This window comes from Aquimarina litoralis, assembly GCF_019295435.1.
GTDB lineage: Bacteria > Bacteroidota > Bacteroidia > Flavobacteriales > Flavobacteriaceae > Aquimarina > Aquimarina litoralis_A.
The window spans coordinates 1-15,787 of the sequence record NZ_WEKL01000029.1 but is presented as its reverse complement, the minus strand read 5'-3'; the positions used below and the strand labels follow the sequence as shown (position 1 = coordinate 15,787).

General features: G+C 33.0%; 13 protein-coding genes. 4 read left to right on the top strand and 9 right to left on the bottom strand.

Annotated elements, in window-relative coordinates; genetic code table 11:
* The first annotated feature begins 10 nt into the window (after nucleotides 1–10).
* Nucleotides 11–1,627: a RagB/SusD family nutrient uptake outer membrane protein gene (locus tag GBO31_RS15390; protein ID WP_219009254.1), complete on the top strand. Its 1,617-nt coding sequence runs from the start codon at nucleotides 11–13 to the stop codon at nucleotides 1,625–1,627.
* A 108-nt stretch (nucleotides 1,628–1,735) separates the two neighbouring features.
* Entirely contained in the window at nucleotides 1,736–2,782 is a 1,047-nt protein-coding gene (locus tag GBO31_RS15385; protein ID WP_219009253.1) for a SusE domain-containing protein, read from the top strand.
* Nucleotides 2,783–2,941: 159 nt separating this feature from the next.
* On the opposite strand, the gene GBO31_RS15380 is transcribed toward GBO31_RS15385, so the two are convergent.
* From GBO31_RS15380 to GBO31_RS15360, 5 genes are all read right to left on the bottom strand, one after another.
* Nucleotides 2,942–3,895, bottom strand: coding sequence for a DUF547 domain-containing protein (locus GBO31_RS15380; protein WP_219009252.1), 954 nt, complete (start codon nucleotides 3,893–3,895; stop codon nucleotides 2,942–2,944).
* A gap of 83 nt (nucleotides 3,896–3,978) precedes the next feature.
* Nucleotides 3,979–5,136 carry a flavohemoglobin expression-modulating QEGLA motif protein gene (locus GBO31_RS15375; RefSeq protein ID WP_219009251.1) on the bottom strand — a complete coding sequence of 386 codons (1,158 nt, stop codon included), beginning with the start codon at nucleotides 5,134–5,136 and terminating at the stop codon, nucleotides 3,979–3,981.
* Between the two features lie 51 nt (nucleotides 5,137–5,187).
* Entirely contained in the window at nucleotides 5,188–6,024 is an 837-nt protein-coding gene (locus GBO31_RS15370) for an N-formylglutamate amidohydrolase (protein ID WP_219009250.1), read from the bottom strand.
* Nucleotides 6,017–7,048: a glutathione synthase gene (gene gshB / locus GBO31_RS15365; RefSeq protein ID WP_219009249.1), complete on the bottom strand. Its 1,032-nt coding sequence runs from the start codon at nucleotides 7,046–7,048 to the stop codon at nucleotides 6,017–6,019. Before gshB ends, GBO31_RS15370 begins: the two co-directional genes overlap by 8 nt.
* A gap of 90 nt (nucleotides 7,049–7,138) precedes the next feature.
* The gene (locus GBO31_RS15360; RefSeq protein WP_219009248.1) at nucleotides 7,139–7,729 is read right to left on the bottom strand and encodes a hypothetical protein; all 591 of its coding nucleotides are present in this window, start codon (nucleotides 7,727–7,729) and stop codon (nucleotides 7,139–7,141) included.
* A gap of 109 nt (nucleotides 7,730–7,838) precedes the next feature.
* Between GBO31_RS15360 and GBO31_RS15355 the strand changes: the two genes are divergently transcribed.
* Complete coding sequence (locus tag GBO31_RS15355) at nucleotides 7,839–8,732, top strand: M28 family metallopeptidase (protein WP_219009247.1); 894 nt, start codon at nucleotides 7,839–7,841, stop codon at nucleotides 8,730–8,732.
* Nucleotides 8,733–8,798: 66 nt separating this feature from the next.
* On the opposite strand, the gene thrC is transcribed toward GBO31_RS15355, so the two are convergent.
* The 4 genes from thrC to thrA are packed head-to-tail and all read right to left on the bottom strand — an operon-like array spanning nucleotide 8,799 to nucleotide 13,856.
* A complete protein-coding gene (thrC, locus tag GBO31_RS15350; RefSeq protein WP_219009246.1) occupies nucleotides 8,799–10,088 on the bottom strand; it encodes a threonine synthase in 1,290 nt (429 codons plus the stop codon).
* 13 nt (nucleotides 10,089–10,101) lie between these two features.
* On the bottom strand, nucleotides 10,102–10,467 hold the full coding sequence (locus tag GBO31_RS15345; protein WP_219009245.1) for a RidA family protein: 366 nt from the start codon (nucleotides 10,465–10,467) through the stop codon (nucleotides 10,102–10,104).
* Between the two features lie 2 nt (nucleotides 10,468–10,469).
* Nucleotides 10,470–11,405 carry a homoserine kinase gene (locus GBO31_RS15340; RefSeq protein ID WP_219009244.1) on the bottom strand — a complete coding sequence of 312 codons (936 nt, stop codon included), beginning with the start codon at nucleotides 11,403–11,405 and terminating at the stop codon, nucleotides 10,470–10,472.
* 6 nt (nucleotides 11,406–11,411) lie between these two features.
* Nucleotides 11,412–13,856: a bifunctional aspartate kinase/homoserine dehydrogenase I gene (gene thrA, locus GBO31_RS15335; protein ID WP_219009243.1), complete on the bottom strand. Its 2,445-nt coding sequence runs from the start codon at nucleotides 13,854–13,856 to the stop codon at nucleotides 11,412–11,414.
* A 396-nt stretch (nucleotides 13,857–14,252) separates the two neighbouring features.
* Here thrA and GBO31_RS15330 point away from each other — a divergent pair.
* The coding region (locus GBO31_RS15330) for an NAD(P)H-hydrate dehydratase (protein ID WP_219009242.1) at nucleotides 14,253–15,787 on the top strand (1,535 nt) is incomplete at its 3' end.

The following is a 15,787-nucleotide window of genomic DNA, read 5'->3' as shown; positions in this document are numbered from 1 at the left end:
AAAAACGAATATGAAAGCAATTAAAATATTAAACAGCTTGACCAGTATTTCGGCATTACTTATCGTTTTAATGCTATTATTACTGGCTTCTTGCGCAGACGAGTTAGATTTAGATCCATTAAGTTCGCAGACTTCTGAAATTACTTTTCAGAACCCAGATGCTTATAAACAGTTTTTAGCCAAGATTTATGGAGGAATATCATTAACAGGTCAGGATACCAGTGGTAATTTTGATGATATAGCTGGAATTAATGGAAATTTTTCCAATTACCTTCGCTTGCTTTTTACAACACAAGAACTTGCTACTGATGAATCTATTATAGCATGGAATGATCAAACGATACACAATATCCATAATCATGTATGGACATCTTCTGATATTTTTATTACCGCAATGTATGCTAGAGTTTATTTTCAAATAGGATTAGTAAATCAGTTCTTAAGAGAAACAGAACCATCAGTATTGGATAGTAGGGGGAATGTTGATGCTGCCTTAAGAGAAGAAATAGCAGGATTTAGGGATGAAGCTCGTTTTATGAGAGCTTTTAGCTACTGGCATGGAATAGATATGTTTGGAGATATACCTTTGGTTGATGAAAATGATCCAGTAGGTGCATTTTTTCCAGAACAAACATCAAGAGCAGAAATGTTTGAGTATCTAGAATCAGAATTATTGGATATAGAAAGTCGTTTGCCTAATCCTCGTCAAAATGAATACGGAAGAGCGGATAAGGCTTTTGTTTGGATGTTGTTAGCTAAGTTATATTTAAATGCAGAAGTATATGCCAATACAAATCGTTATGCAGATGCATTTGAATATACAGAGAGAATTCTAAATGCTGGATATTCATTAGTTCCAGATTATAGTTATTTGTTTTTAGCAGATAATGATCGAAATGGAGCGGAAGATGAAATCATTTATCCAGTTCTCTTTGATGGAATTGCCAATGGATCTTTTGGAGGAACAACATACCTAGTTCATGCTTCGATTGGTGGTACAATGAATGCTACAGAATTTGGTGTCAATAATGGATGGGCAGGTCTAAGAAGTACTAGTGCTTTTGTTGGTAAGTTTGATGATATTAGTGGAAACACAGATACCAGAGCTAAGTTTCATACTGATGGACAAACATTGGAAATACAAAATCCATTTGATTTTACACAAGGATATGCTGTAACAAAATATAGAAATATTGATGTAAATGGTGATATCGGTTCTGACGCTTCTGGTAACAATGTTGATGTTAATTTTCCAGTATTTAGGTTAGCAGACGCTTATTTAATGTATGCTGAAATTTTTCTTAGAGGAGGAGGAGGAGATGCTAATACAGCACTTGGCTATATTAACCAACTTAGAGAACGCGCTTATGGCGATACAAGTGGAAATGTCACTATTGCAGACTTGACATTAGATTTTATTCTAGATGAAAGATCACGAGAGTTGTATTGGGAATGCCACAGAAGAACAGATCTCATTCGTTTTAGTCAATTTTCAGACCAAGGTGTATGGCCTTGGAAAGGAAATATTGCTGCCGGAAGAACAACGGAAAAGTTTAGGGATCTTTATCCTATGCCTAGTGCAGAGTTAAACGCAAACCCAAATCTAGTTCCAACTCCTGGATATTAATTAAATACCTTTTTAAATAATGAAATGAACCAAACAAATTTGCTGGATAGTTCCAGCAATGATCGGTGGAGACTTTCATTTGACAATAAAAAATAATAAAAAGAACTGATGAAAAATATAGTTATTAATAGAATAATTGTAATGCTTGTTATTCTGATGAGTATTACTTCTTGTGAAAATAATGATGATCTAATAGTGGCTAATTCGGATGCTACAACAGGAGCTCCTGTATTTTCGGTTAACAATTTGCAATTGGACAATGCTAATGAAGATGAAGAAGTGCTTACGATTACATTCCAAGAACCAGATTTTGGATTCAATGCAGGATCCATTAGTTATCAACTCTTGTTTGATTTGGAAGAAGGTAATTTTAGCTCGCCAGAGATTGTTTCAGTGACTAATGGTTTTGCAATAACTTTTACCACAGCACAGCTTAATCAGGTTTTAATTAACCTTGGAGCTGAACCAGAAGAGGAAACAGAAGTTTTTGTAAAGGTAGAAACTGTATTATCCAATGATACTAGTTGGTTTTCTGATGTTGAATCCATAATGGTAACTCCGTATATGTCGGCATTGGATTTGTCATCAAGATGGGGATTAGTAGGAAGCGCTACGATTAATGGTTGGGATGGTCCTGATATGCCTTTTTATCAATCTACAGATAGCAATGAACCCGCAGGAACGTTTGTAGCATACGTCGATCTTATTGATGGAGCTATTAAAATTAGAGCTGATAATGATTGGACGATAAATTATGGAGATAATGAACCGGATACTACATTAGAATCAGGAGGTAATGATATTTTAGTATCTGCAGGGACTTATAAAATCTTATTTAATGAGAATTCCCTTGAGTATTCTATTGAACCTTATTCTTGGGGATTGGTTGGAGATGCTACAGTAAATGGTTGGGATGGACCCGATATGCCATTGACGTATAATCCTTTATTTGACAATTGGACAGCTGAGGTTACGCTACAAAATGGAAATTTAAAAATTAGATTTAATAACGATTGGGAAATCAACTACGGAGATACAGAAAATGATGGGATATTAGAACCAGGAACACTTAATAATAATATACCAATAACCGCTGGAAACTATACTGTTACATTTAACCCTACTACATTGGAATATGGCTTGAAACAAAATTAATCAACAAAGAATATCGAGTACTATTCATGATAGTAAGTAGGTTTTATTTTTTAATTGTTTTTAGTAAAACCTGTTTGTTTGTGTTGAATTAGTTTTCATTTCAACTTAAAAGGGACTATTGACCACGAAATAGTCCCTTTTTTAATGTTTTATATTTCCTTAATCATTAAGATTCCAATTGTACTCTAAATATTGAATTTTTGCGGATTCCTTTGCTTTAGTAGTCGCATATGTATTGATAAAAGGAATTACTCCTTTTTTGAAATCTACAGCATACCATTCAAATATTTTGCTGATTACTACCTTATCTGATTGAATTTTATTTTTAGAAGTGTCATTAATCCAGTTTTTAGAAAGCTTTTCTAACTGATAATTTAATTTTGAAGGAAAAAATGCACCTTTCAATAGCTTAGGACAGGAAACAGCAGCACAATTAAAAGCTACATGCAATCTAGGTTCATTATAATTGGGGCGTACAATTGTGTTTTCTATTTGATTTAGCGAATATACTTTCGAACCAGACTTGATAAATTTTTTATCCCACGGTTTCCCTGAATTAATATCTTTAATGCTCTTTACTGGATATGTATTAGCTACCAGGCGAATAGTGGCCGCATTATATAGATTAAACCAATAGGCTAATTTTTCATTTTTTGTCCAACCCTTTTTTGGATATACCTTTTGTAGATGGGCTAAATACTGATCGATTTTTGAGATATTGGATTTAAAACCTTTATAATTTACCTTTCCTGTTGAGGAAACATATTTTTTTGTTAGTTGATCCCATATCGTATGATTAGGTCTTATTTTTTGTACTTTTTTATCTTTCTTTTCTTTTGGCTTTTTTGAGACTATTATTTCCTTTTTTTCTGATGTTGAAGTGATATCATCTTGGATGGAATCAACAATCTTTCCCTCAAGTGTGTCCTTTTTGATAGAAAAAGTATCAGTAATAGCAGTGTCTATTATTTTTTGATCTTGTTTTTGCTCGTCAATAATTTGATTTACAGCTAATGTATCTACATTTTCCTTTGAGTTAATCTTCTTTTCTTGTGAAGAAGAATTACATCCATAAATAATGCTAAGTAAAAGAAATTGAAGGGCAATTTTCATAGTTTGGGACTTTTAGGTATACCTAATATAAGGGTAATTATTCCCACACGCAACTATGATGTGCCAAATATAGCTGTAATGTACTATTTCAAATTACTAAGAATAAAATCTAACTTTTTGTTAGTATTCAAATTTGCTGCAAAAGAGTCTGTAATATGTGTACCCGTATTGGCTAATCCTAATTCTTGTAGTCTTTTAATAGTTACTTTGTTCTCTAAGGTTACTTTACCAGTTAGTAGAAGATTTATGTCATCGTTGGTATGATAGTAATCGTATATTTTTTTAAGTCCGGTTAGATATAAATAATCTTTTGTAAATCCACCTCCGCGATGTGCTCTTAAAGTGATTTGCCAAGCGGCTTCTCGATCTAATTTATATTGACTATACAGTAAATCGAAAGTATCTTTAAAATCATACCCTTTGATTAAACTATCCGCAGCAATTACACGATAAGCTAGTTCCTTCATTCGTTTCAATGTTAGACAACCAGACATATATTCACTAAAAACTGCTAAACCTTCTTGAGTTTCTGTGTTGTTAACAAAACCATTAGAGAAAATTTTTAAAGGTTGGCTTTTCCCATTAAAGGTAGTCACCATATGAACACCAATTTCATGATTGGCCAAAACTTGTAGCTCATTATCACTAAATCGATAGTTTTTCTTTAATAATAACGTTTCAGAGGCATTTAGTACCATTGCAGAAGCTGAAATGTTTGTCGATTTTTTAATAGTAAAATCAAAATCATATCGTTCAGCAAATTTTTTAAAATACGCTTCTGCATCTATTGCAGAATGTTTTTTTAGCATTTCCTCTCCAGGTTCTTCGTCTTCAAAATGCAAGATAAATCTAGCGTTTTCTACATCACGCTCTTTAGGAGTTCCAAATACTTTTAAGGAATTATAATAAAAGTTTTTTCCGCTTCCTATAGTTTCAATGCAATGGATTAATCCAGAATATTCGTAAATAATATCTTGATATAGAATTCTAATTTCTTCATCTTCAATTCGCTCTAATCGTTGACTAAAAAATAATCTTTGTAATCGATAAGGATCAAATTTAATTTTCCGATACTTAAATTTTGGATTGAAACGGTACTTACTGGCGAAGAAATTCTTCTTTTCTTGTTCTATATTAAGTGGATTAAGATAATTAAGAAGTTCAATATTCTTTACTAATCTATCCAGATTTTGATCAATTTTAAATAGATCTGTATATATATCTACTACATCTTCTATCATATCATAATTTTAGCTAGGTTGCAAAAATAATAGATTAAGCTTTCAGAAACACTATTTTAGATCAATAAAGCTTTTATAAAATGAGGAGGCATGCTCAGGAATCTTCTCTTTGAGTTCGTTTTCTATGCAATCAACTACTTCCGGGTACATAACATATGATAATTCATCACAATAAATTTTAGAAAACTCAGTAGCCAATACTAAGCTATTCTTAAAGTTTTTAGTAATATATTTTAGAAAGTACCCATTCCCTTGAAATGTATCATTAATGGCGGCAGAAGTTTTTTCATGATATGGTAATTTAATCTTTGATAAACTATCACACCAAGAAGATGCAAAAGCTCCAAAACGATCTTGATCAATATTAGCAGTGCCTAAATTAATAATAGGTACTTCTCGTTTCCAACGTTTCCAGTTATAAGAGTGCATATCATAAATAATAGAAGCACCATACTTTGATTCAATTTTATGAACAAGCTCTTGAATTACCTTATAAAAATTTTGATGTTTTGATAAAGAGCGTTCTTCGATATCTTCCGATAAGGGCTTTTTCCAGAGTTGCTTTCCCCAAGCATCTTTGTATATAGCATTCTCAGGATCTCTATTTAGATCATATTCAAACCTAGAATCACATCCTGCAATTATGATTGGATGACTTTGAACCATTTGTTTAGTCGCTGGATCTTCTTCATACCAACGTTCATACTCGGTATGTATACAATGTTCCCAAAGTTCTTTTCTGAATTGATGCCCATCATGTACGGCAGCACATATATAATAAGCGTAAGAATCAATCTTAATAGTAAAAGAGTAATCTTCGGTAACGGCATGAAAAGGTTCTTCTGCTTGTATTTTAGCTATGATATCTGCTATAGATAGTTTAAGCATCGTCAACAGTTTTTCGAAGTTTTGCTTTTCTATCAAATCTATTGACTCTCTGCACTACTTTATCTTCGATAAAATCGACAACTTTTTCTTGCAGTCTTACTTTATATTTTTTATTGATATATGTAATCCCTCCAGGACTCATAACATTTACCTCGACAAGCATACCATTGATCACATCAATACCCACAAAGTATAAACCATCCTTAACTAATTTAGGTCCAATAAGTCTACAAAGTTCTTTTTCTTGCTTTGTAAGAGAATGTTTTACAACAGAACCACCTGCAGTAACATTGGATCTATGATCATCCTCCCCAGGAATTCTTCTCATGGCACCAATTGGTTTTCCATTAAGAATTAAAATACGTACATCGCCTTGATCGGCTCCTTCGATATAATCTTGAAGAATAACATAATTTGTTGTTCCATCTTTATTATCAATATAAAAGTCTAACAATGATCGAATACTTGTCATCGCTCTCTTTTCTATCAAAATAACACCAGAACCTCCAAAACCATTAAGTGGTTTAAGAATCATTTTATCATCCGTTGACTCTTTGATCATTTTTATTAAATAATCCTTGTTTTTCGTAACATGAGTTCTTGGAATAAAATGAGTGTCTATATCATCAAATGCAGCAGTATATAATTTGTTATTCGATCTTCGAATACCGTCAATATCATTCATGATAAATACATCATCCTTAATGGAGTCTAAAAAATTAAGCATTATCATATCTAATGGAGGATTACTTCTTAATATAATAACATCAAAACCTGCTAATGGCAACATTTCATCTCTAAAAGAGGCTTTTCCGTAAAAAGATTTCATAGAAGATGATACTTTATCTTGCCTATTTAGAACTTTACAGAAAGAGTAGGTTACACTATCACGTATAGTAAGATTCGAAGGTGTTGCTAAGGCAACGCCATGTTTTCGCTTCGCAAATTCGTGAATTAGAGTAAGACTTGTGTCATTTTCAGGATCAATCTCCTCCCAAGGATACATTAGAAAACAAACATTCATGAGCTGTAAGTATTTTAGAGAAGAAAAATAATAAATTTTATGATTAGATGATTTAAAAACGATATTTAATTTCTCCAATCAATCATAATATTAATCGCAATCTAAATCCAACTGAATAGCATCTAACTTTGACCAAACCTGATGATCTATCTTTTGAGGAGACAATTTAAATAAAACCAAATGTTTTTCTAGTTCAGGGCAATTACTATAGGTTGCAATTACGTTAAGCGTAACTTCTTTTTTGGTGATAAAAGCGTCATAGGTTATTACTTTACCTGCATATGAAGACTCGTCAAGTTGCTCAAAAAATGCCTTTGCCTTAGGAATTGTTGTAGAAGAGTTTTCTTCAGATTTGGAAACTATTTGCATTAATCCATTAAAATAAGCTTCCATATCAGTTTCTAAAGTTTTGCTATCTAATGTGGGTTTCTCATCTAAATACCATAAAAACGCGTACGTAAAATAGTCTTCTGTACCTTTTTTACCCCATCCTGGTGCAAATCGTACATATTCTGTACCTTTATAAGAAAGAGTAGGAGCAAAAGATAAGGGAAACACTAAAGTTTCCTTTCTCCAATTATCTGGAGCTAATAATGGGTTGAGTGTGGTATTTTCCCGTTTACATCCTTGTAAAAAGAAAAAGATAATAGCAAAATATGGTATGATTTTTGAAAATGTCATATAAAAAACACTTTTTTTAGGGAATAAAAATACTAATTGTAAAATTATTTATTGAATTTTATAAATTTGTTAGAAGGAAGGAAAAAATTAAGAATACAAAAAACTAAAAATGAAATTATATACGTTTAAAATACTACTATTATTTATTTTCGGCGTTCAGATCTCAATGGCTCAGGCCTTAACGGATCAAGAAGAAGCTGCAATTATTAATGTTCAAAAAGATATTGTTGGAAAGTTAACAGGACATGTACCGATAAAAGGGAAGAAAAAACTTGCCAGTCGTGCTACACCTTCTGAAAGACGAATTACAGCCGATTATTTGTCGAATTATATTAAAGGTATTGGGCTGAAACCTCAGAAGAATAACTACAATGTTCAGGATAAGAAAGGAAATACGTATAATGGAAATAACATTTACACAGAAATTCCTGCTACCAATGGTAGTGATGAATATGTGGTACTAACCGCTCATTATGATACTGCTAAAGGAAGTCCTGGTGCGGTTCATAATGCTACAGGAGTGGCTCTTGCTTTATATGTAGCGGAGGAGCTTACAAAATTACAGGAAAGAAAAGTTAACTTTATAGTCGTATTCTTTGATCAGCAGGAAACCAATATGATTGGTTGTAGGATGTTCGTACAAAAATTAAAAGAAGATAAGTATAATGTTAGCTCTATGCATCGAGCGGATTATGTAGGATGGGATAATGATGAGGATAGAGCTATAGAATTATTATCATCCAATATCAGTTTAGAGTCTGCTTACCGATTAGAATCTGGAGTTCCTGTTTTTAAAAGAAGAGTATCCACTCCAGAATCAAAAATTTTCTCGAAGTTAGGATATGAAACTATTACCATCACAGCAGAGTTAATGAATGGTGATAATTCTCCATATGTGCGTCAGGCGGAAGATAAGTATACTACTGTGAATTTTAGATATCTGGCATCAACTTCATATATTGTTTATAAGGTAATGAAGTCATTTGCTAATAAAGTATATTAATGCTGTGTAACTTCTCTAAATGCAGAGGAGAAACAAATAATTTCATAAAATATATAAAAGAGTTCCTTAGCTAAGAAGGAACTCTTTTAGTTTTGAGTAATCATTTGTTTTAATACTTACTTTTTCCTTGCCCATTACTTTTTGTATCTGTGGCGGTATTTCTACACTTAGATCTAAGGTGTCCTCAACAATATCCAAAAACTTAACAGGATGTGCTGTCTCCAAAAACACACCGTATTCATCATTTTTTAAATCATAATTTTTTAGTCCAAGATATCCTACTGCACCATGTGGATCTGCAATATAGTTGGATTTTTCATAGATTTCTTTCATTGCTTCTTTAGTCGAATCATCATCAAAACTAAATGCAGAAAATTGATCTTTTAAGGAAGTGAAGTTGTTATCAAAAAGTTGTTGTATTCTAATAAAGTTACTTGGGTTTCCTACATCCATAGCATTAGAGATTGTAGCTTTAGAAGCCTTAGGCTCGTATTTTTCTGTCTCCATAAACCTAACAACAGTATCATTTACGTTAGTTGAAGCAACAAAATGCTTCACAGGAAGCCCTAGTTTATTAGCCACAATTCCTGCACAGATATTCCCAAAATTTCCACTTGGCACAGAGAATACAATTTCTTTTCCTTTGGTCTTTAACTGTTTATATGCAAAAACAAAATAAAACAATTGTGGTAACCATCTTGCAATATTAATTGAGTTTGCAGAAGTTAACTGCATATGGTCTGTAATACTATGATCTAAAAAGGCCTTTTTTACCATATCCTGGCAATCATCAAAAACACCATCCACTTCTAGAGCTGTAATATTTTGTCCAAGAGTAGTTAATTGTCGTTCTTGAATGTCACTTACTTTTCCAGAGGGATATAAGATGACTACATCAACTCCTTTTACACCTAAAAAGCCTTGTGCTACAGCGCCTCCAGTATCACCAGAAGTAGCAACCAGAACAGTAACCTTATTTTCATTATTTCTATTGAAATATCCCAAACATCTTGCCATAAAACGTGCACCTACATCTTTAAAAGCCATTGTAGGGCCATGGAAAAGTTCTAGAGTACCAATGTTTTCGGTAATATCAACTACAGGAAAATCAAAGCTTAATACATCTTTTAGTATTTCTTTTAAATCCGCTTCAGGAATTTCATTACCTACAAATTGTTTAATTGTTTGATATCCAATTTCTACCTTGTCCGAATTTTCAATGTTTTCAAAAAAAGAGTCGGGTAGAGGAGTGATCGTTTCTGGGAAATACAATCCTTTATCAGGAGCTAATCCTCTTACAACAGCTTCAGAAAAAGATACTTTGGGAGCTTTTTTATGTAAACTATAATATTGCATTAATTATGCTTTTTTAATTAAGTAAGGCAGAAAATTCTATTTCCACCAAAATGTTAGGATCGATTAACTTAGATACTTCTACCATTGCCGTTACGGGTTTTATTTCGCCGAAATATTTTCCATGCGCTTTACCGATTTCTTCCCATTTAGAAATATCTGTACAGTATATTCTTGTTCGGATTACGTTATCTAAAGTAGCCCCCAATTCTATTAATACTTTTTGTACTGATTCTATAATCGCAACGGTTTGTTCGTATTCATTATCACCAGGCGCAGTAGTTCCAGAAACTTCAATACTATTTCCAATTTTTATAGCTCTGGAATATCCAACGATATCTTCCCAAGGTGATCCTGTTGCTATTTTTTTAATTTCCTGCATAATTATTCGATTATTTTGATTCCTTTACTATTTATTTTAGAAATATGAATGTCAAAATCCAATCCTGTTTTGGAATATACTTCTCTAATGGCAGTGGCCACAAGTTTAGCAGTTTCCATACCTTTACTTAGCGCAAATATTGAAGGCCCAGAACCAGAAATTCCGCAGCCTAATGCACCTTTGTCCATGGCTGCTTTTTTTACATTTTTAAATTCTGGAATAAGTATGGAACGCATAGGTTCTATAATAACATCTTCCAAGCTTCTGCCAATTAAATCATAATTTTCTGTAAAAAGCCCAGAAATTAGTCCTCCAACATTTCCCCATTGATGAATTGCTTGTTGTAAAGTTACCTTTTGTTTAATTACAGATCTGGCATCAGATGTTTTTACTTCAATTTGGGGATGAATTACGGTCATCACTAAATCTTCTGGAGTATGTAATTTTATAACATCCAAAGGAGCATAACTTCGCACCAAAGTAAATCCTCCTAAAAGAGCAGGAGCAACGTTATCGGCATGCGCATTACCACTTGCCAATTTTTCTCCTTCCATTGCAAATTCTACCAATTTTTGAGGACTAAAAGGGTTGTCCAAAAGGTGATTAACTGCCCAAACTGCGCCAGCACTACTAGCGGCACTACTTCCAATACCGCTACCAGCTTTGATATTCTTGTAGATTTCTATCTCAATTCCAACCTCACTTTCGTAAGCTTCTAGTAAAGCTTCCACAGCAACACCAGCAACATTTTTTCTAGTTTCTAAAGGTAAGTCAGCACCTTCTATTTTTGTTATGCGAACACCAGGTTCTGAAGTTATAGAAATCACCATTTCATCTCCTACCGTATCCAAACAACATCCTAGGACATCAAAGCCACAAGAAAGATTAGCTACTGTAGCAGGAGCAAAGACTCTTATACTTTTTGTTTGTGATTGCATAACTTATTATTTTTTACCAATTCTTATAATATCGGCAAATATACCAGAAGCGGTTACTTCAGCTCCTGCACCAGCACCTTTTACAATTAAAGGTTGTACAGGATAACGATCCGTATAGAAAAGAACAATATTATCACTTCCTTCTAGGTTGTAAAAAGGATGATCTGCAGGGATATGTTGCAATCCTACTTTTGCTTTACCATCTTCATATTGAGCTACATATTTTAATCGACAATTCTTTTGATTTGCTTCTTCAAGAATTTTTTCAAAATGGGCTTCATATGTTTTTAAAGTTTCAAAGAAATCATCCACAGATGATGTATCCAAACTTTCTTGTGGTAAAAATGCTTCTTTATCAATATCCTCCAGTTCCATAATTTGACCACTTTCACGAGCTAAGATCAAAATCTTTCTTGCCACATCCACACCACTAAGATCAATTTTAGGATCCGGTTCTGTATATCCTTCTTGTTGGGCTTGTTTTACAACATCATAAAAACTTGTTCCTTCTTTGTAGTTATTAAAGACAAAATTCAGACTTCCTGATAATACTGCCTGAATTTTATGGACATGATCCCCAGAAGCAACTAGATTATTAAGAGTGTCAATAATAGGTAAACCAGCTCCCACATTAGTTTCATATAGAAACGATGCAYTAAACTTACGAGAAAGTTCTTTTAATTCTGAGTAATTAGCATACTCGTCTGCACAAGCTATTTTATTACAAGTTACTACCGCCATACTTTCTGCTAAATAGTGCTTATAAACTTTTGCTATATCTGGATTTGCAGTATTATCCACAAAAATAGAGTTACGAATATTCATTTCTTTAGCAGTGTTAAAAAACGTTTCAGAGTTTGCTGGTTCTCCTTCTGCTAATTTTTCTTTCCAAGCATCTAACTTAATTCCTTGTTCATCAAAAATCATTGTTCTGGAGTTTGATATTCCAACAACTCTGATTTTCAATCTCAATTTTTCTTTTAAATAACTCTTTTGTTGTTCTAATTGAGCCAATAATTTACTACCTACATTTCCAACTCCAGTTATAAAAAGGTTTAACTGTTTTGTTTTCACTTCAAAAAAGCGTTCGTGCAGAATATTAAGTGCTTTTTTAATGTCCTTTTTACCAATCACCACCGAAATATTCTTTTCTGAAGCTCCTTGCGCAATAGCTCTAATGTTTACATTGTTTTTACCAAGAGTACTAAACATTTTACCGCTAAGCCCTTGATGATGATACATATTATCACCAACTAATGCTACAATAGCAGTATTATTCTCAATCTTTACAGGATCCACCTTATGTTTGGTGATTTCGAACTCAAAAGTGGTATCCAAAACAGCTTTAGCTCTTTCTGCATCTACCGCATCAACAGCAAGGCAAATAGAGTGTTCTGATGAAGCTTGCGTGATGAGTATAACGTTTATGTTTTCCAAAAACAGGGCTTCAAACAAACGTTTAGAGAATCCCGGAATACCAACCATTCCACTTCCTTCTAATGATATGATGGAAATATCGTCAATGTGACTAATTCCTGTTACAGGTTTAAGCCTATTAGTGACTTCTCTTGTAATTAAAGTCCCTTTATCTTCTGGTTGAAAAGTGTTTTTAATAACTATAGGAATATCCTTATCTAAAACTGGATGTATCGTAGGAGGGTATATTACTTTAGCTCCAAAGTGTGACAATTCCATAGCTTCTTGATATGAAATATGAGCAACTGGCTTAGCTTGTTTTACCAGTTTTGGATTGGCAGTATACATTCCACTTACATCAGTCCATATTTGTAATTTCTCGGCTTTTACAGCAGCAGCCAAAATTGCGGCAGTAAAATCAGAACCACCTCTTCCAAGTGTTGTAGGTTCTCCTTCAGAAGTTCTTGCTACAAATCCAGGAAACAGACTAATTTGATGCTTGTTATCCTGTGCATATCGTTGTATACTAAAATTTGTTTCTTCATAATCAATAGTCACTTTAGTAGCTTCTGTTGTGACTATATAATCTCTAGCATCTTTAAGAACGATGTCTAGTTCTTTTACTTTAGCAGCTTCAGAAATAATAAAAGATGATAGCATTTCTCCGAAGCTTGTAATCACAGATTCTGTTTTTGGTGACAGCTCACTTAACAGAAATACTCCTTCGCATAAAGATTCTAATTTATTTAGTTCAGATTTTACCTTGCTAATAATCGAGCTTTGAGAAACTACTGGAATTAATTCTTTGACGACTTCTAAATGTCTATTTTCAATAGTTGCCAGTGTATTCTTATATTTTTCATTGTTAGAAGAAGCTTCTTCACCAGCTTTGATTAAAAGATCTGTTATACCGCCAAGTGCTGAAACCACCACATAAAGAGGTTTGTTAGCGGATTGTTTTTCTATAATTTCTATAACTTTTTCTATAGTTGCAGCATTTGCAACAGAGGAACCTCCAAATTTCAGAACGTTCATAATATTTTTTTATAATGATGAATTGATAAAGCTTTTTCGGGAGTTTCTTTACGTAAAACAAACTACCTACTTGATTTCTATGTTATATATATGAATTAACCCCTAAGGGTAATAATTGTTGTAGTACGTGTAAATGAAGTATAAGCGATTGACGCCGTTGTTCCTAACGCGAAAAGTAAAACCGAGATTGAAACCGTACTAAACATTAGTTTGCTTTATATTTAAGTTCAAATGTATAATTTTTTACTTTTGAACAAAATAAAAAACGTCCGTAATCATAAACTTTTATTGATCCTTTAATTTATACATTGATTCGTTAAAGCATTCTTAAAAAAGTGAAGTAAAAGATTGATTACATTATTGTATATTTCTATTTAATAATCAAAATTTAAGCTTGTGAAGATATTTTCCGCAGATCAAATGCGAAAAGCAGATGAAATAACCATACAAACTCAAAACATTACATCATTGGATTTAATGGAAAGAGCCTCAACTCAAATTTTTAATGTATTGCATCAACGATTACAAGGTGCACCAATTCCAATTCATGTTTTTTGTGGTATTGGAAATAATGGCGGAGATGGTTTAGTTATTTCCAGATTATTAGTAGAACATGGATATCATGTAAAAACCTATATTGTTAATTTTAGTGATAAAAGATCTCAGAACTTTTTAGTGAACTACGATAGATTAAAGGAAATTGCTTCTGAATGGCCAACACAGCTAAAATCAGAAGAAGATTTACCAGAAATTAGTCCTCAAGATATGGTAATTGATGCCATTTTCGGAATTGGATTAAATAGACCAATTGTTCCTTGGGTCATTAATCTAATTAAGCATATTAATGCTGCCAGAAGTTTTACATTGTCTATTGATGTACCTTCAGGTTTGTATGCGGATAAAGCGCCTGATGATAAAGAAGGAGTTATTTATGCATCCACAACAGTTACTTTTCAATTGCCAAAATTGATTTTTTTCTTACCTGAAACTGGTCAATATTCTCAAGATCTTGAAGTAATTGATATAGGTTTGAGTAGAGAATTTATTTCGCAAACACCTGGTTTTGCAGAGTTAATAGGTAAAAATGAGGTACTTTCTTTATATAGACCAAGACATAAATTTGCTCATAAAGGTGATTATGGTCATTGTCTTATTGTAGGTGGTAGTTATGGGAAAATGGGTAGTGTTGTTTTAGCTACAGAGGCTGCATTGAGAATTGGTGCAGGATTGGCTACAAGTTTTATTCCTGAGTGTGGTTATGAAATTCTACAGACCTCTATTCCTGAAGCAATGGTGATTACAGATGATGAAGATGATTATATTTCGGAAATAAAATATGATATAGCTCCTACAGCAATTGGAATAGGAATTGGTCTTGGAACTCATGAGAAAACAATCAAAGGTTTTGAAGCCTTTTTAAAGAATCATAAATCTGGATTAGTTATTGACGCAGATGCTATTAATATATTATCCCTAGAAAAGGAACTTTTACAATATCTACCTCCTAAATCTGTGTTAACGCCTCATCCAGGAGAACTGAAACGATTAGTCGGAGATTGGAAAGATGATTTTGATAAAATTGAAAAAGTAAAAGCATTCTCTAACGCCTATGATTGTATTGTGGTGGTAAAAGGTGCTAATAGTTTGATTATATACAAAGATCAAATTTATGTGAATACTTCTGGGAATCCAGGAATGGCTACAGCGGGTAGTGGAGATGTACTTACCGGAATTATTACCGGATTAATTGCTCAAGGTTATGATCCATTACATGCAGCAGTCTTTGGCGTTTATTTGCATGGTAGTGCTGGTGACTTAGCAATTCAAAATACTGGATATCAAGGGTTGTTGGCAAGTGATATCGTTGGGCATATTGGTAAATCATATTTAGAATTGTTTAAAAAACCGCAACCAATTCCACAACAATCTGC

Excerpts from the sequence above, each read along its gene's own strand:
- GBO31_RS15390 (WP_219009254.1), top strand. The coding sequence starts at position 11 with ATGAAAGCAATTAAAATATTAAACAGCTTGACCAGTATTTCGGCATTA.
- GBO31_RS15385 (WP_219009253.1), top strand. The coding sequence starts at position 1,736 with ATGAAAAATATAGTTATTAATAGAATAATTGTAATGCTTGTTATTCTG.
- GBO31_RS15380 (WP_219009252.1), bottom strand. The coding sequence starts at position 3,895 with ATGAAAATTGCCCTTCAATTTCTTTTACTTAGCATTATTTATGGATGT.
- GBO31_RS15375 (WP_219009251.1), bottom strand. The coding sequence starts at position 5,136 with ATGATAGAAGATGTAGTAGATATATATACAGATCTATTTAAAATTGAT.
- GBO31_RS15370 (WP_219009250.1), bottom strand. The coding sequence starts at position 6,024 with ATGCTTAAACTATCTATAGCAGATATCATAGCTAAAATACAAGCAGAA.
- gshB (WP_219009249.1), bottom strand. The coding sequence starts at position 7,048 with ATGAATGTTTGTTTTCTAATGTATCCTTGGGAGGAGATTGATCCTGAA.
- GBO31_RS15360 (WP_219009248.1), bottom strand. The coding sequence starts at position 7,729 with ATGACATTTTCAAAAATCATACCATATTTTGCTATTATCTTTTTCTTT.
- GBO31_RS15355 (WP_219009247.1), top strand. The coding sequence starts at position 7,839 with ATGAAATTATATACGTTTAAAATACTACTATTATTTATTTTCGGCGTT.
- thrC (WP_219009246.1), bottom strand. The coding sequence starts at position 10,088 with ATGCAATATTATAGTTTACATAAAAAAGCTCCCAAAGTATCTTTTTCT.
- GBO31_RS15345 (WP_219009245.1), bottom strand. The coding sequence starts at position 10,467 with ATGCAGGAAATTAAAAAAATAGCAACAGGATCACCTTGGGAAGATATC.
- GBO31_RS15340 (WP_219009244.1), bottom strand. The coding sequence starts at position 11,405 with ATGCAATCACAAACAAAAAGTATAAGAGTCTTTGCTCCTGCTACAGTA.